Source organism: Pseudomonas sp. MYb60 (assembly GCF_002979555.1).
Lineage (GTDB): Bacteria > Pseudomonadota > Gammaproteobacteria > Pseudomonadales > Pseudomonadaceae > Aquipseudomonas.
Genome location: NZ_PCOZ01000019.1, coordinates 25,502 through 46,388, shown reverse-complemented (window position 1 = coordinate 46,388; position 20,887 = coordinate 25,502). Strand labels below are relative to the sequence as shown.

The window sequence follows — 20,887 nt, the reverse complement described above, 5'->3', positions numbered from 1 at the left end:
AGTGTGTTTGCCTGGAATGCCGCGTGAAATTCAGTCTGCCGAAAATCGCTACTGCCCCGTTCTGCCCGCCGGAAGTGGCCGGCTCCGTCGCCGTCGACCCCAAGGCGTCGTTCTTCAAGCGGGCATTGATGTTTGCCGGCCCCGGCCTGTTGATTTCCATCGGCTACATGGACCCTGGCAATTGGGCCACCGCCATCGAAGCCGGCTCGCGTTATGGCTATAACCTGTTGTTCGTGGTGTTGCTCGCCAGCCTGGCGGGGATGGCGGTGCAATGCCTGTGCTCACGGTTGGGCATTGCCACCGGCAAAGACCTGGCTCAACTGTGCCGCGAGCGCTACAGCAAACGCTCGGCCCGCACGCAATGGCTGCTGGCGGAAATATCCATCATCGCCACCGACCTCGCCGAAGTGCTGGGCTGTGCCCTGGCGTTTCACCTGTTGCTGGGGGTCTCGCTGACCACCGGGATAGTCATCACCGCCTTCGACACCTTGCTGATCCTGGCCCTGCAAAACCGCGGTTTCCGCCGCCTGGAAGCGATCATGCTGGCGCTGGTGGCGACCATCGGCGTGTGCTTCTTCATCGAACTGGTGTTGATCAAACCGTACTGGCCGGACGTTTTCAGCGGCTTCACGCCTTCACTGTCGGCCATCAGCGACGCTGCGCCGTTGTACCTGGCGATCGGCATTCTGGGCGCCACGGTCATGCCCCATAATCTCTATTTGCACAGCTCCATCGTGCAAACCCGCCTGATCGGCAAGGACCTGGCCAGCAAGCAGGATGCGGTCAAGCTGGCGCGCATCGACACCATCGGCTCGCTGGCCCTGGCCTTGCTGGTGAATGCCGCCATCCTGGTGCTCGCCGCCGCGGCGTTCCACAAGACCGGCCACACCGACGTGGTCGAGATCCAGGATGCCTACCACTTGCTTGACCCCCTGGTGGGTGGCGCCTTCGCCAGCATCCTGTTCGGTATCGCGTTGCTGGCCTCCGGGCAAAGCTCCACGTTCACCGGCACCATTGCCGGCCAGGTGATCATGGAAGGCTACCTCAACCTGCGCATTCCCTGCTGGCAACGCCGCCTGATTACCCGCGGGCTGGCGCTGATTCCCGCGTTCCTCGGCGTGTGGCTGATGGGCGACGACGCCATTGGCAAACTGCTGATCCTCAGCCAAGTGGTGCTCAGCCTGCAATTGCCTTTCGCGTTGTACCCGTTGATCCGCATGACCGGCGACAAACAGCTGATGGGCCCGTTCGTGAACCGGTTGCCGACGCGGATACTGGCGTGGTTGCTGTTTGCGGTGATCAGTGGGGCGAACGGGTGGTTGATCGGGCAGTGGGTGTTTTGAGTGACCTGTCCCAATACGGCACCGTGCCGAAACACTCCACAAAATAATCGATCACCGTGCGCACCTTCAGCGACAGCCGCCGACTTCCCGGCCATAGCGCCGCGATCTGCTGTGGCTCGAGTGTGGTCGCCACCTCGTATTCCGTGAGGACTGCCTGCAAGGTGCCGGCGCGCAGGCTTTCGCCGATCAGCCAGGAAGGGAACACCACCAGCCCCAGGCCCTGTTCGGCGGCGTGGGTGAGGGTGTCGGCGTGGTTGCCGGTGATGGGGCCCTTGACGCTGTAGGGCGTCCAGTCGCTGCCCGCACGGCGGAAGAACCAGCGTTGCTGGCCGGTGACGCCTTTATAGGCCAGGCATTGGTGGTGGGCCAGCTCATCGGGGTGTCCGGGCGTGCCGTGTCGCGCCAGGTAGCCGGGGCTCGCGGCGATGCGAAAGCGCTGCGGCGCGAAGATCCGCGCCTGCATGCTGGAGTCGTTGAGCACGCCGATGCGGAACAGCAGGTCAGTACCGTCCTGCAATGGGTCGACGTAGGTGTCGGTCTGCTGGATATCCAATTGCAGCTTGGGGTAGCGACGGCACAGCTCTCCAAGCCACGGCGACAGGTGACGCTGGCCGAACACCATCGGCGCATTGATGCGCACCAGGCCGCTCGGCTCGCTGTCCTGCTCCTGCAGGGCCTGGCCCGCAGCTTCCAGTTGTTCGAGCATCAGTCGCGCATGCCGGCCCAGCAGGCGTCCGGCCTCGGTGGGGCTGACCGCACGGGTGTGGCGGTACAGCAACTGTTGGCCGAGGGCCTGCTCCATCAGTTGGATCTGCCGGGAAATGGAGGAGGGCGCCAACCCTTCGCGGCGCGCCACTTCGGAAAAGCTGCCATGGTCGAGCACGGCGACGAACAGGCGCAGCGCCTTGAAACTCAGTTCATTCAAACCCTGCATCGTGACTCCTTGCTGTGCGTTTTGCGCAAAGGTGTTATCGGCATCATCCCATTTATTGCACAGCACGGCCACTGGATAATGCGCGCCATGTTTCCTTTCTTGAAATGCGGGTGATGTATGCAGGCAAGTTCGATCGAGGGTGTGGCCCAGGCGACGCCGAAGAAAAACCTTTTACGGTTGCTGTTGTTGCCGCTGGTGATCCTGGCGGGCATGGGCCTGTCGGTGGAGGCGGGCCTGCTCGGCCCGCTGGGTGAGCAGGTCGGGCATTTGTGGGCGACCTTGAGCATCTTTGGCGTGGGCTCGGCGATCCTGTTCTTGCTGCTGTTGTTCAGCGGCCCGAAAAAGGGCCCGGCGCTCACCGACCTGCCGCGCTGGCAGTTGATTGGCGGCTTTCTCGGGCCGATGTACGTGGTGGTGCTGACCCTCGCCACCCCCCATATCGGCATCGCCATGACCATGATCGCGATTCTGTCCGGCCAGGTGGGCAAGAGCGTGTTGATCGACCATTTCGGCTGGTTTGGCACCGCGCGCAAGCGGGTGAATGGCGAGCGCTGGATCGCGCTGGTGTTGATTGTGGCGGCACTTGTTCTGATTGCACGAGGGTAAGACGATGAATCTGATTCTGTTGTTGGTACTGGTGATTGCCGCCGGTGCGGTATTGAGCGTGCAGGCCGCGATCAACGGGCGTCTCGGCCAGTCGGTAGGCGTATTGCGCAGCAGCTTGCTGACCTTCGCCGTGGGCGCACTCACCACCGCGCTGCTGATTTTCTTCTTCGAGCCCGCCCAGGCGGTCAGCCTGCTGGACGTGCCGAAATGGCAACTCACCGGCGCACTGTTCGGCGTGGTGTACATGATCGTGATGGTGGGCGCGGTGCCTGTCGTCGGCACGGCAGTGGCCACGGTGGCGGTGATCGTCGGGCAATTGGGCATGGGCATGTTGATCGACAATTTCGGCTGGCTGGGCAACCCGGCCATCGAGCTGTCGGGCAGCCGGATCCTGGCGATGCTCTGCCTGGCGCTGGCGCTGGTGTTCATGTATCGCAGCAATACCCGTCAGGTCGATTAGCGATGACACGCCCTGCGCGCGCGTTTGGATTTGTGTTGTTTCAGTGAGCGGGGGCTTATTACCATAGGGGTTCACCTTTGATTGATGTGCTCCCCCATGGCCCTCGCCGCGCCCCCCGACCTGAGTGACCCCGCCGTCCCCGTGCAGCCGCTGGCGCGCACTTATCCCCGTGGTCTGTTCGTGGAGCCCCACAGCCACGATTGGGGCCAGTTGCTCTACGCCATGAGCGGCGTGATGTGGGTCGAGACCCCGCGCGAAGCCCTGGTGGTGCCGCCCCAGCGTGCGGTGTGGTTGCCGCCGGGGGTGGAGCATGGGATCCGCGTAGTGTCGGACCTGCAAATGCGCAATATCTACCTGCGACCGGCGCTGGCGGCAACGCTGGACAGGCAGGTGCAGGTGATCGAGGTCGGCGGCCTGCTGCGCGAGTTGATCGTCACGCTGGTGGACGAGGGCGATGGTGCTGACGGCGGCTATTACGACGCCGTGGTCAGCCTGGCCCTGCTGGAACTGCAACGGGCTCGCCGCTCGCAGATCCGCATCGCCATGCCGGTCGACGCCGACCGGCGCTTGATCAATGCCTGCCAGGCAGTCATGGCCGCGCCGTCGCTGGACATATCCTTCGAACACCACGCCGAAACCGCCGGTGCCAGCGTGCGCACGCTCGCGCGGTTGTATCAGCACCACCTGGGCATGGGGTTCGCCCAATGGCGGCGTCAGGTGCAGTTGGCCACGGCGGTGGCGGAGTTGATCCAGGGCCAATCCGTCAGCGGTATTGCACGTTCCCTCGGCTATTCCCCCAGCAGTTTCAGCGACATGTTCCGGCGCGAGCTGGGCGTGGCGCCATCGCATTACACCGGCTGAGGTTTGGCCGAAATCCTGAAGCACTTGGCCGATGCTTCAGGAATGGGCGCTCTACACTGCGTCCATCAACCTACACGGCGTCAACCTCATGAACTACCTGATCTCCCTCGCCATTGGCCTGTTTGTCGGCGTGATCTACGGCGCCCTGGATTTCCGCTCGCCTGCGCCGCCAGCCATTGCCCTGATCGGGCTGATGGGCATGCTGCTGGGTGAAAAACTCTGGCCCATGGGCCGGCAACTGGTGAGCGGTTGGTTGACCTGATTCCTATTTTCCCTTCAATGGAGATTGGCCATGAAAGCCCTGCAATTTTCTGCCACCGGTGACCTTGCTGCCCTGCGCTTCGTTGACGTCGCCACCCCGGTGCCCGCGACCGGTGAAGTACTGGTCGAGATCAAGGCCGCCGGCCTTAACCCCAGCGATGTGAAAAACGTGCTGGGGCGCTTTCCCTACACGACCTTGCCACGCATCCCCGGCCGTGATTTCGCCGGCGTGGTGGTGGAAGGCCCGCAGGCGCTGCTCGGCCAGGAAGTCTGGGGCACCGGGCGTGACCTCGGTTTTTTTGCCGACGGCTCCCACGCCCAGTTCCTGACAGTCTCGGCCAAGGGCGTGGCGCGCAAGCCCAGCCATTTAAGCTTCGCCCAGGCTGCCAGCCTCGGCGTTCCCTACACCACTGCGTGGGATGCCTTGGAGCGTAGCGGTGTGAGCAACGGCACGCGCCTGCTGGTGATTGGCGCCAATGGCGCCGTGGGCAGCGCGACCCTGGCCCTGGCAAAAACCCGCGGCGCCCAGGTACTGGCGGCGGTGCGTCGGCCGGAGCAGGTCGAGGTGTTGCAGCGCCAGGGCATCGAGACCATTGCCCTGGGCGCGCCCGAAGCGCTGGGCGCGCAGGTCAATGCGGTGTTCAAGGGCGGTGCCGACGTGATCTTCGACACCACCGGTTTCTGGTTGCCGGCAGCAGTGGCAGGTTTGGCGCCGTTCGGACGCATCGCGATCATTGCCGCGCCGGTGGACGGCCAGGTGCAACTGCCGGCCCTGAACCTGTACCGCAAGGGTGGCTCGGTGGTGGGGATCAATTCGTTGCTCTACAACTGCGAACAATGTGCGGTGATGCTTGAGCAGTTCGGGCGCTTCTTCGATGACGGCGCGCTGCCCCTGCCCGAAGGCTTGCGTGAGGTAGCGCTGGCCGATGGCGTGCAGAGCTACGCCCAGGTCAATGAAGGCAGTGCAGACAAAATCATCTTCCTGCCCTGACCGTGCAGGCGCCGGCAAACCGGCGCCTACAGTGAGTGTGCCTGGCGGTATTCGGTAGGGGTCTGGTGCATTTCGATGCGGAAGTGGCGATTGAAGTTGGACAGGTTGGCGTAGCCCACTTCAAAGCAGATATCCGACACTGACATTTCGCTTTGCAGCAATAACCGGCACGCGCGCTGCACGCGAAACTTGCGCATCAGGTCGATGAAACCATGGCCGGTGTTGCGCTTGAAGAACCGTGAGAAGCCCGGCTCGCTCATCTCCAGTTGCCGGGCAATGTCCGACAGGCGCACGTCGCCGGTGAGTTCGCGCATCAGGTAGTCGAACGCCTTGCTGATGCGTTCGGCGCTGCGCGCGTCCAGGCTGGGGGCGTAGTAGGGGCTGGCCAAGGCCTTGGCATGCGGGGGTGGGGCGTTTTTCAGGGTATTGAGCAACTGCAGGAACAGGACCAGCCGCTGCAAACCCTGGGCGTGACCGATGTCTTCCATCAAGCGCGCCGCCTGTACGGCGGTGTCGCCGCCAAACTCGAGGCCGCGCCGTGCCCGTTCGAACAACGGCTGCAAGTCGCCCAGCTCCGGCAGGACCTTGCGCAGGCCGAGCAGGGCGGTGCCGTCGAATTGCAGCACCACATCACGACCGCGCTGGTACTCGCCGGGTGCCAGTTCGCCGATCCAGTCGTGGGGCAGGTCCGGACCAATCAAGGCCACATGGCCTGCGCTGAAGGGGCCGATGTAGTCGCCTGCCACCAGCTTGCCGCAACCTTGGCGGATCAAGTGGATTTCGAACTCGGGATGATGGTTCCAGCGCGCCAGGTCATAGGGGTAGTCGTGCTCGAACCAGCGAAAGCAATGGTCGGGTTCGGGCAGGATCACTTCACGTTCGGCGGGACGGTGCTCGAACAGCTGGGCGCGGCTGGCAGGCATGGCAGGGCTTCTTGTGATTCTTGTAATCCGCTCAAAATACGCGCCCCGGCGGGGTGCGCGCTACCCCTTGTGTCACAGGGCACTGATACTTTTTTAACTGCGCTGCCCAGGTTAAAAAAGTATCAGCCGGGCATCCGCCATGGGTTTGTGAGGCCAGGGCCAAGCTGCTGTAATCGGCCCTCAACAACAAAAACAACAGGTGGATACCGCCATGCTCAAGCTCCCGCAAGTGCTGTTCCTGCTGTCCGGCCTGGCGCTGGCCATGCCCAGTCACGCTGCCGACACTGTCACCATCGCCACGGTCAACAACAGCGACATGATCCGCATGCAGCGCCTGTCCAAGGTGTTCGAAGCGCAGCACCCGGACATCAAGCTCAACTGGGTGGTGCTGGAAGAAAACGTCCTGCGTCAGCGCCTTACCACCGATATCGCCACCCAGGGCGGGCAGTTCGATGTGCTGACCATCGGCACCTACGAAACCCCGTTGTGGGGCGCCAAGCAATGGCTGGAACCGCTGACCCAACTGCCGGCCGACTATGACGTCGACGATATTTTCCCCTCCGTGCGTCAGGGCCTGTCGGTCAACAACACCTTGTACGCCTTGCCGTTCTACGGCGAGAGCACCGTCACTTACTACCGCACTGACTTGTTCCAGCAGGCCGGGCTGAGCATGCCCGCACACCCGACGTGGACGCAGTTGGGTGAGTTTGCCGCCAAGCTGACGGTGAAAGACAAGGGCCAGTACGGCCTGTGCCTGCGCGGCAAGGCTGGCTGGGGCGAGAACATTGCCCTGCTGAGCACCATGGCCAATGCCTTCGGCGCACGCTGGTTCGATGAACAGTGGAAGCCCGAACTGACCAGCCCGGAGTGGACCGCCGCGGCCAATTTCTACGTCGACACGTTGAAAAAATATGGCCCACCAGGGGTGTCCAGCAACGGCTTCAATGAAACCCTGGCGCTGTTCAACAGCGGCAAGTGCGCGATCTGGGTGGATGCCAGCGTCGCCGGCTCCTTCACCACCGACAAGAGCCAGAGCAAGGTGGCCGACAGCGTCGGGTTCGCCGCCGCACCCACCGAAGTCACCGACAAGGGCTCGTCGTGGCTGTACGCCTGGTCCCTGGCCATTCCGGCCACCTCCCAGCACAAGGAGGCGGCCAAGGCGTTCATTGCCTGGGCCACCTCCAAGGCGTACATCCAACTGGTCGCCGACAAGGACGGCATCACCAACGTACCGCCAGGCACCCGCCAATCCACTTACAGCGAGGCGTACCTCAAGGCCGCGCCGTTCGCCCAGGTGACCCTGGAGATGATGAAGCACGCCGACCCCGCGCACCCGTCGGCCAAGCCCGTGCCATACGTGGGCATCCAATACGTGACCATTCCCGAGTTTCAGGCCATCGGCACTTCGGTGGGCAAGCTGTTCTCGGCCGCGCTGACTGGTGGCATGTCGGTCGAGCAGGCGTTGCAGCAAGCCCAGTCCACCACCGAGCGCGAGATGAAACGCGCCGGCTACCCCAAATGATTGTCAACGGACCCGCACCCATGAAACGACTCGAAGGTAAAAGCGCGCTGATCACCGGATCGGCGCGCGGGATAGGTCGCGCCTTTGCCCAGGCCTACATCGCCGAGGGCGCCACCGTTGCCATCGCCGATATCGACCTGCAACGGGCCCAGGCCACGGCCAGTGAGCTTGGCCCGCAGGCCTACGCCGTGCAGATGGATGTCACCGATCAAGCCTCCATCGACAACGCGATTGCCGCCGTGGTGGGCACGGCTGGCAAGCTGGACATCCTGGTCAACAACGCCGCGCTGTTCGACCTGGCGCCCATCGTCGACATCACCCGCGACAGCGTCGAGCGACTCTTCTCGATCAACGTCGCCGGCACCCTGTTCACCTTGCAGGCCGCCGCGCGCCAGATGATCAGCCAGGGTCACGGCGGTAAGATCATCAACATGGCCAGCCAGGCCGGGCGCCGTGGCGAGCCACTGGTGGCGGTGTACTGCGCGACCAAGGCCGCCGTGATCAGCCTCACGCAATCGGCGGGGTTGAACCTGATCGGGCAGGGCATCAACGTCAACGCCATCGCCCCGGGCGTGGTGGACGGCGAGCATTGGGATGGGGTGGACGCGCTGTTCGCCAAACATGAAGGCCTGGCGCCGGGAGAGAAGAAAAAACGGGTAGGGGCCGAGGTGCCGTTTGGGCGGATGGGCACGGCGGAGGACCTGACCGGAATGGCGATTTTCCTCGCGTCCAAAGAGGCCGATTATGTGGTCGCGCAAACCTACAATGTCGATGGCGGCAACTGGATGAGCTGACGTTCGTCCAGACCAAGACGATTGACGGTGGGAGCTGGCGAGCCAGCGCCCACCTTTAGTTTCATTGATCCTTGAATCAGGCCTGCTCTGCAAAGCTGCGATCAAAAAAGTACACCGCCCCAGGCTTCAACACCTCCACCGTCGCCTGCGGCCTGCCACCCTCGCCATTCTTCTTGCGCCCGGTCTCGCGCAAATACCCGGCCTCGGTCAGTTTCAGCAAGCGCTGGCGGATGCTGGTCTTCAATACCGGTCGCGAGAGCACAACGGAAAAAATCGTGGTCGCTTCCGGCGCGCTGAACTCATCGCCCAGGAACATCAGCGGCAAGCTGCTGTACAGCGACTTGGACAACAAGCGCTCGTGCACCGCCGCGACGATCAGGTTGTGATCGAACGGCAGCCGGATGCTGCCGTCGGCCACCGCGTTCAGCGCAAACCAGGCTTGATGCTCGTCCAGCGCCACTGCATCCGCGACAATCGCCAGGTAAAAAGTCGACGACGACCAGCAGCGCGGATCGCGAAATGCATCCCCCACGGTGCCTACTTGTTCGCTCCAGGCCAGGTCGAACCCCACCTTGTCACTGGCGCGCAGCCGCTCTACCGCATCCTTGAGGCTCAGGTCCTGCACGCCGCCGTTGACCACCACACCCGGCAACGCCCAATGGCCGGCGAACGGCTCGGCTTCACGTTTGTTCAGCAACAGCTTCAACTCCCCGGAGGCGCGGCAGTAGAACAGCACGCACAGGTCGACGGTGTGGAGGTAGGCGCTGAGTGACATGGGCAATCCTTGTGAGCAGTGGCGGGGCATAGTCTAACGGATCGAACAGATATGTCATGTACTGGCACAAGGATAGAGAACTAAATGTTTGTTGCAATGAAAGTACATGACGTGTACTTTTGTTGTCAGGCCACAGGAGAACCGCCATGACCCTTGCGAACACTGCCATTGCTTCCTTCGACGTCGATGCCCAGAAGAGTTTCACGCCGCTCTGCCCGAATGAATTGCCGGTGGTTGGCGGTGACCAGATCGGCGCCGAACTCAACTATATGGCCAGCCTGGCCGGCCACCGTGTCGGCAGCAAGGACGCCCACACGCCCCAGGCACCCTGGGTGGTGGCGCAACACAGCGAGATGCTCCAGCCCACTGGCCTGGAACATGCGGATGTCACGTGGGTCAGCCACTGCGTGCCGGGTACTGAGGGTTTCACGCTGCTGGATGAGCTGCCCACGCCCTACGACTACGATTACTTCATCTGGAAAGGCGTCGAACCCGACCTGCACCCCTACGGCGCCTGCTTCCACGACCTTCACGACAAGCTGTCCACCGGTGTCATCGAGTACCTGAACGCCCATGGGGTTGTTCGGGTGATCGTCGGCGGCCTGGCCCTGGACTACTGCGTCAAGACCACCGCGCTGCAACTGCTCAAGGCCGGTTTCGACGTGGTGCTGCACCTGCCAGCCTGCCGAGGCATTACCGAAGAGGGTGGCATCCAGGCGGTGAAGGATTTGCTCGAGGCCGGTGCCGCCATCAGCCGCACCCGCGAAGAACTGGCCGCGATGGCCGCGCGTTAAGGAGACACCCCATGGAAAGTGCCTACGACTTCGACGCCCCGGTGATCCAGGGCCTGCTCGATACCGACTACTACACCTTCACCATGATGCAGGCCGTGCTGCACCAGCACCCCAACGTCGATGTGGAGTACAACTTCATCGTCCGCTCGAAAGAAAAGCTCGGCCACCTGATTCCGCAACTGCGCGACGAACTTGAAAAGCTCGCCGGCCTGCACATGCGTGAAGGCGAGCTGCGTTTTCTGTTCAACCCGCGTTTTCGCGAATACCTCACCCCGGACTACGAGCGCTTCCTCGGGTTGTTCCGCTTCAACCTGCGCTACATCCATGTCAGCGAAATCGACGGTCAGCTGAACATCCGCGTGGTCGGCCCGATGCTGCACTGCATCATGTTCGAACAGCCGGTGCTGGCGCTGGTGAGCGAGTTGCGCAACCGCGACAAATACCCCGACGTGACCCTCGAAGACGTCACCCGCAAGCTCTACCAGAAGTTTGACTGGCTGGAAAAAAACCTCAGCCGAGAAGAACTGGCCGACCTGCGGGTGTCGGATTTTTCCACCCGTCGGCGCCTGTCCTTCAAGGCCCAGCGCGAAGTGATCGACATCATGCGCCGCGACTTCCCCGGCCAGTTCGTCGGCACCAGCAACGCGCACCTGGCCTATGAGTTCGACTTGCCGCTGATCGGCACCATGGCCCACCAATGGCTGATGGTTCACCAGCAACTGGGGCGCCTGCGCGAGAGCCAGAACGCCGCCCTGGAGAACTGGGTGCGTGAATACCGCGGGCGACTTGGCATTGCCTTGACCGACTGCATCAGCACCGACTTTTTCCTCAAGGACTTCGACCTGTACTTCGCCAAACTGTATGACGGCCTGCGCCAGGACTCCGGCGACCCCATCGCCTGGGCCGACAAGGTGCTGGCCCGCTACCAGCAACTGGGCATCGACCCGATGACCAAAGACCTGATGTTCTCCGATGGCCTGAACTTCGAAAAATGCCTGCCGATCCTGCGGCACGTGCGCGGCAAGGCCAGGTTCGGATTCGGCATGGGCACCAGCCTGGCCTGCGATGTGGAGGGCGTGGAGCCGCTGAGCATCGTGATGAAACTGGTGCGGGTGCACGGTGAGCCGGTGGTGAAATTCTCCGATGACCCGATCAAGAATGTCTGCGAAGACGCCTCGTTTTTGCAGTACGCCGCTCAAGTCTTCAATGTCGGCAGTAGGGAGGTGTGACATGCAAGCACGTATCGCCCAGGAACTGAACATCGATCGGCAACTCGTTAAAGGCGGTGAGGCCACGGAGATTCAACGGCGCATCGATTTCATCAAGACCACCTTGCGTGGCTCAGGCTGCACGGCCCTGGTGCTGGGCATCAGTGGCGGGGTCGACTCCCTGACGGCGGGCCGCCTGTGCCAACTGGCCGTGGAGCAACTGCGCGACGAACACTACGCCGCGCGCTTCATCGCCATGCGCCTGCCCTACAAGACCCAGGCCGACGAGCGTGACGCCCAGGCCTCCCTGGCCTTCATCACCCCGGACCAGACCGACACCCTCGACATCGCCGCCAGCGTCGACGGCCTGATGGCCAGCCTCACCGCCACCGAGGCCGGTGCCGCCCATGTCGACTTCATCAAGGGCAACGTCAAGGCGCGCACGCGGATGATCGCGCAGTACGCTGTGGCCAACCTGCACAATGGTCTAGTGGTGGGCACTGACCACGGTGCCGAGGCGTTGATGGGGTTTTTCACCAAGTTTGGTGACGGCGCCTGCGACCTGGCACCGCTGTCGGGCCTGACCAAGACCCAGGTGCGGCTGCTGGCGGCTGCCCTCGGCGCGCCGGACGATCTTGTGCACAAACACCCGACTGCCGACCTGGAAGAATTGGCGCCGGGCAAGTTGGACGAGCACGCCTATGGTTGCACCTATGCCGAGATCGACGCCTACCTGATGGGCGAACCGGTCAGTGAGCGGGTGAGGGCGATAGTGGAAGGGGCATACGCCAAGACCGGTCACAAGCGTGCGCTGCCCATCGCGCCGCGCTAACAGACATCCGTTGTCCCGCACCCCCACCGCTTCAGATTGCGGCAAGGGCGACCGATGTCGCGGCGGTGCGGGTCTCGACGCCGAGCTTCACATACACATGCTCCAAATGCTTGTTCACCGTCCTCGGGCTCAAGCCGAGAATATCGCCAATGTCCCGATTGGTTTTCCCGCACGCCACCCAGCGCAATACCTCCACCTCGCGCTCGGTCAACGCAAACCGCGCCGACAACAAGCGCTGCGCCGGTTCATCCTCCAGTGTCAGCACGCTCGGCTGCTTGGCCTCCCGCGCCGACAGCAAGATCCGCGATGTACGCAAATGCGCCGCCACCCGCGCCAGCACTTCGTCGGTCTGGATCGGCTTGGTCACGTAGTCGCTGCCGCCCACCTCGAAGCCCTGCACCACATGGCGCGTATCGGTGAGCCCGGTCATGAACACCACCGGGATGTCCGCACTGGCCGGCTGTGCCTTGAGCCGACGGCAGGTTTCGAAGCCGTCCAGGCCGGGCATCATGGCGTCCAGCAGGATCAAGTCCGGGCGCCGGCGTTGCACGCGGTTCAATGCGCTGAGGCCGTCCAGCGCTACCAGCACCATGTAACCGGCATCGTCGAGGGCGTCGGAGAGCATGGCCAGGTTGTCCGGGGTATCGTCCACGATCAACACCACGCCGGGTTCAGTGCTGCGGGTGAGTGCATTCATCTTCGGCCTCCTTGAGGGTTCGGTTGAGTTCATCCAGGCGAAAGCTCTTGAGCAGCCCACGCACCTTGCCGATGAACGGCGCGGTGTCGGGCTGCTGCTCGAGGATGCTGTCGAGTTTGGCGTGCAAGCCACGGACATAGCCGATGGCGCTCAGTTCGGCGAGTTCCGCGAGGTCCTCGGCGCTCGGCACGACGCTGGGCGGCGGCGGTGGCACGCGGGTTTGTGTGCGGCGCAGCCACTGCAGGCCCAGGTGCTGATGCACGCGGCCCAGCAGCTCCGGGGTGCGTACCGGCTTGGCCAGGTAGTCATTGCAGGCAGCGGCAATGCTGCGCTCGCGGTCGTCGGTGAACGCGTTGGCGGAGATCACGATGATCGGCGCAGTGGACAGCGCATTGCGCCGGATCAAGCGGCTGGTCTCGTAGCCGTCCAGCGTGGGCATCGACAGGTCCATCAATATCAGGTCCGGCGCCAGCAGCGCCACCTGGCGAATCGCGTCCTGGCCGTTGCTCGCCTGGATCACCTCGAAACCCAACGGCGTGAGCATGCCGCTGAGCACCTTGCGATGGTCCACGTGGTCGTCCACCACCAGGATGCGCCGCCGTGTACCTTCGTAGCCGATGATGTCGTGCTCCACATGCACCACGGCCTGGGGGGCGCGCACCTGGGAGAGGAACAGTCGCACCTGGAAGCAGGTGCCCTTGTCCAGCTCGCTGGTGACCCGCAGCTCGCCGCCCATCAGCGCAGTGAGCATGCGCGTGATGGTCAGGCCGAGGCCGACGCCGTTGTCCTGGCGCATCAGGTCGCCGCGCTCGAAGGGCTGGAATATCCGCTCCAGTTGCCCGGGGTCGATGCCGATGCCGGTGTCGATGATCTCGAAGGTGGCGGTCTCGCGCCTGTAACTGACCCGCAGGCGCACCTCGCCGCTGTCGGTGAAGTTCACCGCGTTGCCCAGCAGGTTGATCAGGATCTGGCGCACGCGTTTCTCGTCACCGCGCACCACGGCGGGGATCTTGCCCACGCAGTCCAGGCGAAAGCGCAGGCCCTTGTCCCGGGCCTGGGGCGTGAACATCTGCTCCAGGTCGTGGAGCAGTTCGGGGAAGGGGATTTCGGTGAGTTCCAGGCGTAACTTGCCGGCTTCGATCTTGGCCACATCCAGCAAGCCGTCGATCAGTGACACCAGGTGCGAACCGCTGCGCAAGATCGTCGCCAGCGCGTCTTGATGCTGCTCGGGCATGGCGCTGTCGCGCTGCAGGATCTGGGTGAAACCGAGAATACTGTTGAGCGGCGTGCGCAGTTCGTGGGACAGCCCGGTGACGTAGCGGCTCTTGGCGGCATTCGCGGCCTCCGAGGCCTCCTTGGCCTGTTGCAGGGCCTGGTCGGTCAGGCTGTGGGCGGCGATTTCCTGCATCAGCAGCAGGGTCTGGCGGTCGGATTCTTCCTGGGCCACGCCGCGGCTTTCGCGGGTCAGCACCACCCACCAGGCGAGCACGGCGGCCAGTACGCAGAGGGTCAGGAACGCCTTGAAAAACGCCTGGTACAGGGTTTCCGAGTGGGGTTGCCCCTGGGCCGCCTGCATATAGATCAGCGCCAGGGCGCCGGCGAGCATCAGCACCAGCGCGAGCAACAAACCCAGGTAATGCGCCAGCCGGGTGTGCAGGCGCGGCATCAGGGTGTTGGGCAGCAACCAGCGCAGCACGCCTTCGAACTGACTGACCAACCGCCCATGAGGTTTGCAGCGATCACCGCAGCGGGCGTCCAGCGAACAACACAACGAACAGATTGGCGTGCTGTAGGCCGGGCAGAACGCCATGTCCGCCGTTTCGAACGGGTTGCTGCACAGGCCGCACACCACCAGGTGGTCGGGGACTACCGGGTGGATCAGTTGGGCGTCGCTGGTGCGTGCGATGTAGTACTTGCCCCGCGTCAACCTGGCCAGCAGCGGTGCCATGACCAAGGCCGTACCCAGCGCAACGAGCGGCGGTGCGGCCTGTGCCAGCGCGCCAAACAGGCCGAAATGGGCGAGGATCGACAGCAACGACGCGATCAGCATCGAGCCGACGCCCACCGGGTTGATGTCATAAAGGTGTGCGCGCTTGAACTCGATGTGCCGGGGCGACAATCCCAGTGGCTTGTTGATCACCAGGTCTGCCACCAGCGTGCCGATCCAGGCAATCGCGATATTGGCGTAAAGCCCCAGCACCTGGTCGATCACATCAAAGACGCCCAGCTCCATCAGCATCAGCGCGATGGCTACGTTGAACACCAGCCACACCACGCGGCCCGGGTGGCTGTGGGTGACGCGGGCAAAGAAGTTCGACCAGGCCAGTGAGCCGGCGTAGGCGTTGGTGAGGTTGATCTTCATCTGCGAGATGACCACGAACAGCACCATGGCGCCGAGGGCCCATTCCGGTGAGCTGAACACGTAGCGGAACGCCACCAGGTACATCTGGGTCGGTTCGGCGGCCCGTTCCATGGGGATTTCGTGTTGCAGGGCGAGAAACGCCAGGAAGGCGCCGGCAAACATCTTCAAGGCACCGGGGATGATCCAGCCGGGGCCGGCGCAGAGCAGGGCGGCCCACCAGCGCTTGCGGTTGGCGGCGGTCTTTTCCGGCAGGAAGCGCAGGTAGTCCACTTGCTCGCCGATTTGGGTCACCAGCGACAAGGCCACCGTGCACGCCGCGCAGAACGCCAGCAGGTTGAACTCGCCACCGTCGCCGCTGCGCCCCACGAAGCTGGTCCAGTCGCTGAAGGCGTCTGGGTTTTTCCAGGCCACGAAGCCATAGGGCAACACCAGCAACAACAACCAGATCGGTTGTGTCCACAATTGCAGCCGGCTGATCAGCGTGACGCCATATGCCACGAGCGGGATCACCAGCAATGAGCAGATCACATAAGCGAAGGCCAGCGGGATATGGAAGTACAGCTCCAGAGCCAGGGCCATGATCGCCGCTTCGAGGGCGAAGAACAGGAAGGTGAAACTCGCGTAGATCAGCGAGGTAATGGTCGAGCCGATGTAGCCGAAGCCGGCGCCACGGGTGAGCAAATCCATGTCCACGCCGTAGCGCGCCGCGTAGTAGCTGATGGGCAGGCCGGTGAGGAAGATCACCAGGCTGATGGCCAGGATCGCCCACAACGTGTTGGTGAAACCGTAATTGAGGACCAGCACACCGCCGATGGCTTCCAATGCGAGGAACGACACGGCGGCTAGGGCAGTGTTGGCAATGCGCAGCTCCGACCATTTGCGAAACGACTTGGGGGTATAGCGCAGGGCGTAGTCTTCCATGGTCTCGTCGGCGACCCAGGAGTTGTAGTCGCGGCGGATCTTGACGATGCGCTGGGTGCCGGGAGGAGGGTGCACGGTGGAAGGCTCCGTAGGGATGGCGGATGTGAGTGAGCAAGTTCCATGCCCTTGATCACCCTGAGATCCAAATGTGGGAGGGGGCTTGCCCACGATGGCGGTGGGTCAGTCACTTGATGTACGGCTGACGGACCGCCATCGGGGGCAAGCCCCTCCCACAAGGGACCTCCAGTGTCTGGGGGAGCGCGATCCTGCGCGAAAATGGTGCGCAGCGGCATACGTCAAATGACGTATGCCGTTACGTCAGGCTGCGTATACCCGCGCTGACCCCTTGCCGCCATGCTGGCCCCCTCATTGCAGAGGAGTCGCCCCATGGCACAAAGATTGATCCGCTCCAAACCGCTGTTGGCCCTGTCACTGTTGGCCGCCGCGCTGTTCAGCCAGGGCGTGCTGGCCGATAACGAGGGCCTGGCCGTGACCCCGACCGAAGTCACCGTCGGCCAGTTGCACTCGGCCACGGGCACCATGGCGATTTCCGAGACCGGCTCGATCCAGGCCGAGCGCCTGGCCATCGAGCAGATCAACGCCTCCGGCGGGATTTTGGGGCGCCAGATCAAAGTGATCCAGGAAGACGGCGCCTCCGACTGGCCGACCTTCGCCGAAAAAGCCAAGAAGTTGCTGGTCAACGACAAGGTTGCCGCCGTCTTCGGCTGCTGGACCTCGGCCTCGCGCAAGGCCGTGCTGCCGATCTTCGAAAAAGAAAACGGCCTGCTCTACTACCCGACCTTCTACGAAGGCCTGGAACAGTCGAAAAACGTGATCTACACCGGCCAGGAAGCCACCCAGCAGATCCTCGCCAGCCTCGATTGGATCGCCAAGACCAAAGGCGCCAAGACCTTCTACCTGGTGGGCTCGGACTACATCTGGCCGCGCACCTCGATGAAGATCGCGCGCAAGCACATCGAAAACGTGTTGCACGGCACCGTGGTCGGCGAGGACTACTACCCGCTGGGCAACACCCAGTTCGGCTCGCTGATCAACAAGGTCAAGCTGAAGAAGCCTGACGTAGTCTTCGCGGCTGTCGTGGGCGGCTCCAACGTGGCCTTTTACAAACAACTCAACGCCGCCGGTGTGAACTCGGCCAAGCAGACCCTGCTGACCCTGTCGGTGACCGAAGACGAACTGCTGGGCATCGGTGGCGAGAACATGGCCGGCTTCTATGCCTCCATGAAGTACTTCCAGAGCCTGGACAACCCCAACAACAAAGCCTTCGTAGAGGCGTTCAAGGCCAAGTACGGCAAGGACGCAGTGATCGGCGACGTGACCCAGGCAGCCTACCTCGGTCCATGGCTGTGGAAAGCGGCGGTCGAGAAGGCTGGCAGTTTCGACGTGGACAAAGTGGTCGCGGCATCGCCGGGCATCGAGCTGAAAACCGCGCCGGAAGGCTATGTGAAGGTCCACGAGAACCATCACCTGTGGAGCAAGTCGCGCATCGGTGAAGTGCAGCCGGACGGCCAGTTCAAGGTGATCTACGAGTCGGATCTGGTCGAGCCGAACCCGTTTCCGAAGGGTTACCAGTAACCCCCGGGCACACTGGGTTTCAACATGTGGGAGGGGGCTTGCCCCCGATGACGGTACGTCAGCAAGGCATCCGTTGACTGACCCACCGCTATCGGGGGCAAGCCCACGCCCACACAGAGCAAAAGCGGGCCGCATTTCATCTCTCTGTAGGAGACCATCATCATGGAATGGCTATCGGAATTTGGAGCCATCGCGGCAATGCAGGGGTTCAACGGTTTGTCCGTGTTCTGCGTGCTGTTGCTGATGGCATTGGGGTTGGCAATCATCTTTGGCCAGATGGGCGTGATCAACATGGCCCACGGTGAGTTCCTGACCATCGGCGCCTACACCACCTACGTGTGTTCCAGCCTCACCGCGCACTTTGCGCCGAGCTTCCAACCCTATTACTTTTTCTTCGCCATCGCGCTGTCATTCCTCGTCGCCGGCGCCGTCGGCTGGCTGGTGGAGTGGGCGATGATCAGTCGCTTGTACAAGCGCCCCCTGGACACCTTGCTCGCCACGTGGGGCCTGTCGCTGGTGATGCAGCAAACCTTCCGCTCGGTGTTCGGCGCCCGTGAAGTCAGCGCCGAGCCACCGGCCTGGCTGATGGGCTCGGTGAACGTCACCGACGCCATCGAGATTCCGCGCAACGGCCTGTTCATGATGGGCCTGACCCTGCTGCTGACAGCGGCGATCTTCCTGATGCTCTACCGCTCGCGCTGGGGCCTGCACGTGCGCGCCACCGTGCAGAACCGCCTGATGAGCCGCGCGGTGGGCATCAATACGCGCAAGGTCGACCGCATGACCTTTGCCCTCGGCTGTGGCGTGGCCGGGGTCGCTGGCGCGGCGTTCACCACCATTGGCTCCACTGGGCCGACGGCGGGTTCGCAATACATCGTCGACACCTTCCTGGTGGTGGTGTTTGGCGGTGCGCAGAGCCTGTTCGGCACGATTGCCTCGGCGTTCGTGATCGCCCAGACCCAATCGCTGTCGGAGTTTTTCCTCAGTGGCTCGATGGCCAAGGTGCTCACCTTGTCCTCGGTGATTCTGATCCTGATGCTGCGCCCGCAAGGGTTGTTCTCCATCAAAGTGCGCAAGTAGAGGCGACCGGATGAAGGCTTTAGACAAGCTGCTGGGCGGCCAGCAAAACCTGATCGGCATCGTCTTGCTGGCGCTGTTGATCCTGGTGATATTCCCGCTGACCCTGGATGCATTCCGCCTGAACATGGTGGGCAAGTACCTGACCTACGCGTTCGTCGCGGTGGGCCTGGTGTTGTGCTGGGGCTATGGCGGCATCCTCAGCCTGGGGCAGGGCGTGTTCTTCGGCGTCGGCGGCTACTGCATGGCGATGTTCCTCAAGCTCGAAGCGTCCGACCCGCAGAGCACCAAGATCCAATCCACACCGGGCATTCCGGACTTCATGGACTGGAACCAGATCACCGAGCTGCCGCTGTTGTGGCAGCCCTTCCACAGTTTCAGCTTCACCCTGGTGGCGGTGATCGCCGTGCCGGTGCTGCTGGCATTCATCATCGGCATGGCGCTGTTCAAGCGCCGCGTGGGCGATGTGTATTTCTCCATCGTCACCCAGGCGATTGCGCTGATTCTCACGGTGTTGATCGTCGGCCAGCAAGGCCTCACTGGCGGCGTCAACGGCATCACCGACCTCAGGACCCTGCTGGGCTGGGACCTGCGCACCGACAGCGCGAAGCTGATCCTGTACTTCATCAACGCCGGCCTGTTGTTTGGCTGCATCTTCATTGGCCGCTTTATCCTCGCGTCCAAGCTCGGCCGCTTGCTGATGGCCATGCGTGACAAGGAAGAGCGCGTGCGGTTCTCCGGCTATGACGTGGCCAGTTTCAAGATCTTCGTGTTCTGCGTGGCGGCGGCGTTTTCCGCGATTGGCGGGGCGATGTTCGCCTTGCAGGTGGGCTTCATGTCGCCGTCGTTCGTGGGCATCGTGCCGTCCATCGAGATGGTGATCTTCGCGGCGGTGGGCGGGCGCATGTCGCTGCTCGGCGCGGTGTATGGCGCGTTGCTGGTGAACTACGGCAAGACCTATTTCTCCGAGTCTTTCCCGGAGCTGTGGCTGTACCTGATGGGCGGGTTGTTCATCGCGGTGGTCATGTATTTCCCCAACGGCCTTGCCGGTTTGTGGGAGAGCCATGGACGCCAGGCGTTGGCAAAACTGTTGCGGCGCCAGCCTGTCGTGAACGCTCCGGTCAAGGCAAAGGCCAAGACTAAAATCCTGGAGACTCAACCATGACCGCCGTCGGCTTCGAAATGAAAAAACCGGTGCTGGCCATCGAAGGCCTCACCGTGTCGTTCGACGGCTTCAAGGCTGTCGACAACCTCAACCTGTATATCGACCGCAACGAAGTGCGCGTGGTGATCGGCCCCAACGGTGCCGGCAAGACCACGGTGCTCGACCTGATCTGCGGCAAGACTCGCGCCACCAGCGGCAGCATCCAGTTCGACGGGCAGGAACTGACGAAGATGCGCGAGTACAACATCGTCCGTGCCGGTGTAGGGCGTAAGTTCCAGAACCCGTCGATCTACGAAAACCTCACCGTATTCGAAAACCTGGAGATGTCCTACCCCGCGGGCCGCAAGGTATGGGGTGCGCTGTTCTTCAAACGCAATGCCCAGGTGATCGCACGGGTGGAGGCGGTGGCACGGGAGATCTTCCTCGGCGACCTGCTGCAACAACAGGCCGACTTGCTGTCCCACGGGCAAAAACAGTGGCTGGAGATCGGCATGCTGCTGATGCAAGACCCGGAGCTGCTGATGCTGGACGAGCCGGTGGCCGGCATGAGCGTCAACGAGCGCGCGCAAACCGCCGAGTTGCTCAACCGCATCAGCCAGGGGCGCTCGGTGCTGGTGATCGAGCACGACATGGAATTCGTCAAAAGCATCGCCCACAAGGTCACCGTGCTGCACCAGGGCAAGGTGCTGGCCGAGGGCAGCATGGAGTCGGTGCAAAGCAATCCTAAAGTCATTGAAGTGTATTTGGGCCACTGAGGAAGCAGGC

At 62.9% G+C, this 20,887-nt stretch carries 20 protein-coding genes; 15 read left to right on the top strand and 5 right to left on the bottom strand.

From position 1 onward, the window contains the following. Nucleotides 1-23: 23 nt before the first annotated feature. Nucleotides 24-1,343 (top strand): Nramp family divalent metal transporter, encoded by a 1,320-nt coding sequence (locus CQ041_RS22625; protein ID WP_105523764.1) that lies wholly within the window; start codon nucleotides 24-26, stop codon nucleotides 1,341-1,343. Here CQ041_RS22625 and CQ041_RS22620 read toward each other — a convergent pair. Then, a complete protein-coding gene (locus CQ041_RS22620) occupies nucleotides 1,300-2,277 on the bottom strand; it encodes a LysR family transcriptional regulator (RefSeq protein ID WP_105523790.1) in 978 nt (325 codons plus the stop codon). The genes CQ041_RS22625 and CQ041_RS22620 overlap by 44 nt on opposite strands. A 117-nt stretch (nucleotides 2,278-2,394) precedes the next feature. Between CQ041_RS22620 and CQ041_RS22615 the strand changes: the two genes are divergently transcribed. The 5 genes from CQ041_RS22615 (at nucleotide 2,395) to CQ041_RS22595 (ending at nucleotide 5,456) form a co-directional block, all read left to right on the top strand. After that, entirely contained in the window at nucleotides 2,395-2,883 is a 489-nt protein-coding gene (locus CQ041_RS22615; protein ID WP_105523763.1) for a DMT family transporter, read from the top strand. 4 nt (nucleotides 2,884-2,887) lie between these two features. Next, on the top strand, nucleotides 2,888-3,343 hold the full coding sequence (locus tag CQ041_RS22610; RefSeq protein WP_105523762.1) for a DMT family transporter: 456 nt from the start codon (nucleotides 2,888-2,890) through the stop codon (nucleotides 3,341-3,343). 96 nt (nucleotides 3,344-3,439) lie between these two features. Next, the gene (locus tag CQ041_RS22605) at nucleotides 3,440-4,204 is read left to right on the top strand and encodes a helix-turn-helix domain-containing protein (RefSeq protein ID WP_105523761.1); all 765 of its coding nucleotides are present in this window, start codon (nucleotides 3,440-3,442) and stop codon (nucleotides 4,202-4,204) included. 88 nt (nucleotides 4,205-4,292) lie between these two features. Then, the gene (locus CQ041_RS22600) at nucleotides 4,293-4,466 is read left to right on the top strand and encodes a DUF1427 family protein (protein ID WP_105523789.1); all 174 of its coding nucleotides are present in this window, start codon (nucleotides 4,293-4,295) and stop codon (nucleotides 4,464-4,466) included. Nucleotides 4,467-4,496: 30 nt separating this feature from the next. Beyond that, a complete protein-coding gene (locus tag CQ041_RS22595) occupies nucleotides 4,497-5,456 on the top strand; it encodes a zinc-binding alcohol dehydrogenase family protein (RefSeq protein WP_105523760.1) in 960 nt (319 codons plus the stop codon). Nucleotides 5,457-5,482: 26 nt separating this feature from the next. Here the strand turns inward: CQ041_RS22595 and CQ041_RS22590 are convergent, their stop codons facing one another. Then, nucleotides 5,483-6,379, bottom strand: coding sequence for an AraC family transcriptional regulator (locus CQ041_RS22590; RefSeq protein ID WP_105523759.1), 897 nt, complete (start codon nucleotides 6,377-6,379; stop codon nucleotides 5,483-5,485). A gap of 262 nt (nucleotides 6,380-6,641) precedes the next feature. On the opposite strand from CQ041_RS22590, the gene CQ041_RS22585 reads away from it, so the two are divergent. Together CQ041_RS22585 and CQ041_RS22580 are read left to right on the top strand one after the other, a co-directional pair. Then, complete coding sequence (locus CQ041_RS22585; protein ID WP_371923035.1) at nucleotides 6,642-7,901, top strand: sugar ABC transporter substrate-binding protein; 1,260 nt, start codon at nucleotides 6,642-6,644, stop codon at nucleotides 7,899-7,901. A 20-nt stretch (nucleotides 7,902-7,921) separates the two neighbouring features. Then, nucleotides 7,922-8,695: an L-iditol 2-dehydrogenase gene (locus tag CQ041_RS22580; RefSeq protein WP_105523757.1), complete on the top strand. Its 774-nt coding sequence runs from the start codon at nucleotides 7,922-7,924 to the stop codon at nucleotides 8,693-8,695. A gap of 76 nt (nucleotides 8,696-8,771) precedes the next feature. Here the strand turns inward: CQ041_RS22580 and CQ041_RS22575 are convergent, their stop codons facing one another. Further along, nucleotides 8,772-9,470, bottom strand: a complete 699-nt coding sequence (locus tag CQ041_RS22575; RefSeq protein WP_105523756.1) for an NUDIX hydrolase — start codon at nucleotides 9,468-9,470, stop codon at nucleotides 8,772-8,774. Nucleotides 9,471-9,616: 146 nt separating this feature from the next. Here CQ041_RS22575 and CQ041_RS22570 point away from each other — a divergent pair, with 146 nt between their 5' ends. The 3 genes from CQ041_RS22570 to nadE are packed head-to-tail and all read left to right on the top strand — an operon-like array spanning nucleotide 9,617 to nucleotide 12,304. Next, complete coding sequence (locus CQ041_RS22570) at nucleotides 9,617-10,264, top strand: isochorismatase family protein (protein WP_105523755.1); 648 nt, start codon at nucleotides 9,617-9,619, stop codon at nucleotides 10,262-10,264. Between the two features lie 11 nt (nucleotides 10,265-10,275). Further along, nucleotides 10,276-11,493, top strand: coding sequence for a nicotinate phosphoribosyltransferase (pncB, locus tag CQ041_RS22565; RefSeq protein WP_105523754.1), 1,218 nt, complete (start codon nucleotides 10,276-10,278; stop codon nucleotides 11,491-11,493). A 1-nt stretch (nucleotide 11,494) separates the two neighbouring features. Next, nucleotides 11,495-12,304, top strand: coding sequence for an ammonia-dependent NAD(+) synthetase (gene nadE, locus CQ041_RS22560; protein ID WP_105523753.1), 810 nt, complete (start codon nucleotides 11,495-11,497; stop codon nucleotides 12,302-12,304). A gap of 31 nt (nucleotides 12,305-12,335) precedes the next feature. Here nadE and CQ041_RS22555 read toward each other — a convergent pair whose 3' ends face one another. Together CQ041_RS22555 and CQ041_RS22550 are read right to left on the bottom strand one after the other, a co-directional pair. Next, the gene (locus tag CQ041_RS22555; RefSeq protein ID WP_105523752.1) at nucleotides 12,336-13,001 is read right to left on the bottom strand and encodes a response regulator; all 666 of its coding nucleotides are present in this window, start codon (nucleotides 12,999-13,001) and stop codon (nucleotides 12,336-12,338) included. Continuing rightward, nucleotides 12,976-16,359, bottom strand: a complete 3,384-nt coding sequence (locus CQ041_RS22550; RefSeq protein ID WP_105523751.1) for an ATP-binding protein — start codon at nucleotides 16,357-16,359, stop codon at nucleotides 12,976-12,978. Before CQ041_RS22550 ends, CQ041_RS22555 begins: the two co-directional genes overlap by 26 nt. 312 nt (nucleotides 16,360-16,671) lie before the next feature. Between CQ041_RS22550 and urtA the strand changes: the two genes are divergently transcribed. The 4 genes from urtA (at nucleotide 16,672) to urtD (ending at nucleotide 20,877) form a co-directional block, all read left to right on the top strand. Next, a complete protein-coding gene (gene urtA / locus CQ041_RS22545; protein WP_105523750.1) occupies nucleotides 16,672-17,880 on the top strand; it encodes an urea ABC transporter substrate-binding protein in 1,209 nt (402 codons plus the stop codon). A 162-nt stretch (nucleotides 17,881-18,042) separates the two neighbouring features. Then, nucleotides 18,043-18,960: an urea ABC transporter permease subunit UrtB gene (gene urtB / locus CQ041_RS22540; RefSeq protein ID WP_177429414.1), complete on the top strand. Its 918-nt coding sequence runs from the start codon at nucleotides 18,043-18,045 to the stop codon at nucleotides 18,958-18,960. A gap of 10 nt (nucleotides 18,961-18,970) precedes the next feature. Next, nucleotides 18,971-20,122, top strand: a complete 1,152-nt coding sequence (gene urtC / locus CQ041_RS22535; RefSeq protein ID WP_105523749.1) for an urea ABC transporter permease subunit UrtC — start codon at nucleotides 18,971-18,973, stop codon at nucleotides 20,120-20,122. After that, nucleotides 20,119-20,877 (top strand): urea ABC transporter ATP-binding protein UrtD, encoded by a 759-nt coding sequence (urtD, locus tag CQ041_RS22530; protein ID WP_105523748.1) that lies wholly within the window; start codon nucleotides 20,119-20,121, stop codon nucleotides 20,875-20,877. The genes urtC and urtD overlap by 4 nt, the downstream gene beginning before the upstream one ends. Nucleotides 20,878-20,887: the final 10 nt, after the last annotated feature.

Coding starts and splice junctions, on each gene's coding strand:
- urtA (WP_105523750.1), top strand. CDS start 16,672: ATGGCACAAAGATTGATCCGCTCCAAACCGCTGTTGGCCCTGTCACTG.
- CQ041_RS22570 (WP_105523755.1), top strand. CDS start 9,617: ATGACCCTTGCGAACACTGCCATTGCTTCCTTCGACGTCGATGCCCAG.
- CQ041_RS22575 (WP_105523756.1), bottom strand. CDS start 9,470: ATGTCACTCAGCGCCTACCTCCACACCGTCGACCTGTGCGTGCTGTTC.
- urtD (WP_105523748.1), top strand. CDS start 20,119: ATGACCGCCGTCGGCTTCGAAATGAAAAAACCGGTGCTGGCCATCGAA.
- CQ041_RS22615 (WP_105523763.1), top strand. CDS start 2,395: ATGCAGGCAAGTTCGATCGAGGGTGTGGCCCAGGCGACGCCGAAGAAA.
- nadE (WP_105523753.1), top strand. CDS start 11,495: ATGCAAGCACGTATCGCCCAGGAACTGAACATCGATCGGCAACTCGTT.
- CQ041_RS22585 (WP_371923035.1), top strand. CDS start 6,642: ATGCCCAGTCACGCTGCCGACACTGTCACCATCGCCACGGTCAACAAC.
- CQ041_RS22610 (WP_105523762.1), top strand. CDS start 2,888: ATGAATCTGATTCTGTTGTTGGTACTGGTGATTGCCGCCGGTGCGGTA.
- CQ041_RS22605 (WP_105523761.1), top strand. CDS start 3,440: ATGGCCCTCGCCGCGCCCCCCGACCTGAGTGACCCCGCCGTCCCCGTG.
- urtC (WP_105523749.1), top strand. CDS start 18,971: ATGAAGGCTTTAGACAAGCTGCTGGGCGGCCAGCAAAACCTGATCGGC.
- CQ041_RS22595 (WP_105523760.1), top strand. CDS start 4,497: ATGAAAGCCCTGCAATTTTCTGCCACCGGTGACCTTGCTGCCCTGCGC.
- urtB (WP_177429414.1), top strand. CDS start 18,043: ATGGAATGGCTATCGGAATTTGGAGCCATCGCGGCAATGCAGGGGTTC.
- CQ041_RS22590 (WP_105523759.1), bottom strand. CDS start 6,379: ATGCCTGCCAGCCGCGCCCAGCTGTTCGAGCACCGTCCCGCCGAACGT.
- pncB (WP_105523754.1), top strand. CDS start 10,276: ATGGAAAGTGCCTACGACTTCGACGCCCCGGTGATCCAGGGCCTGCTC.
- CQ041_RS22580 (WP_105523757.1), top strand. CDS start 7,922: ATGAAACGACTCGAAGGTAAAAGCGCGCTGATCACCGGATCGGCGCGC.
- CQ041_RS22600 (WP_105523789.1), top strand. CDS start 4,293: ATGAACTACCTGATCTCCCTCGCCATTGGCCTGTTTGTCGGCGTGATC.
- CQ041_RS22620 (WP_105523790.1), bottom strand. CDS start 2,277: ATGCAGGGTTTGAATGAACTGAGTTTCAAGGCGCTGCGCCTGTTCGTC.
- CQ041_RS22555 (WP_105523752.1), bottom strand. CDS start 13,001: ATGAATGCACTCACCCGCAGCACTGAACCCGGCGTGGTGTTGATCGTG.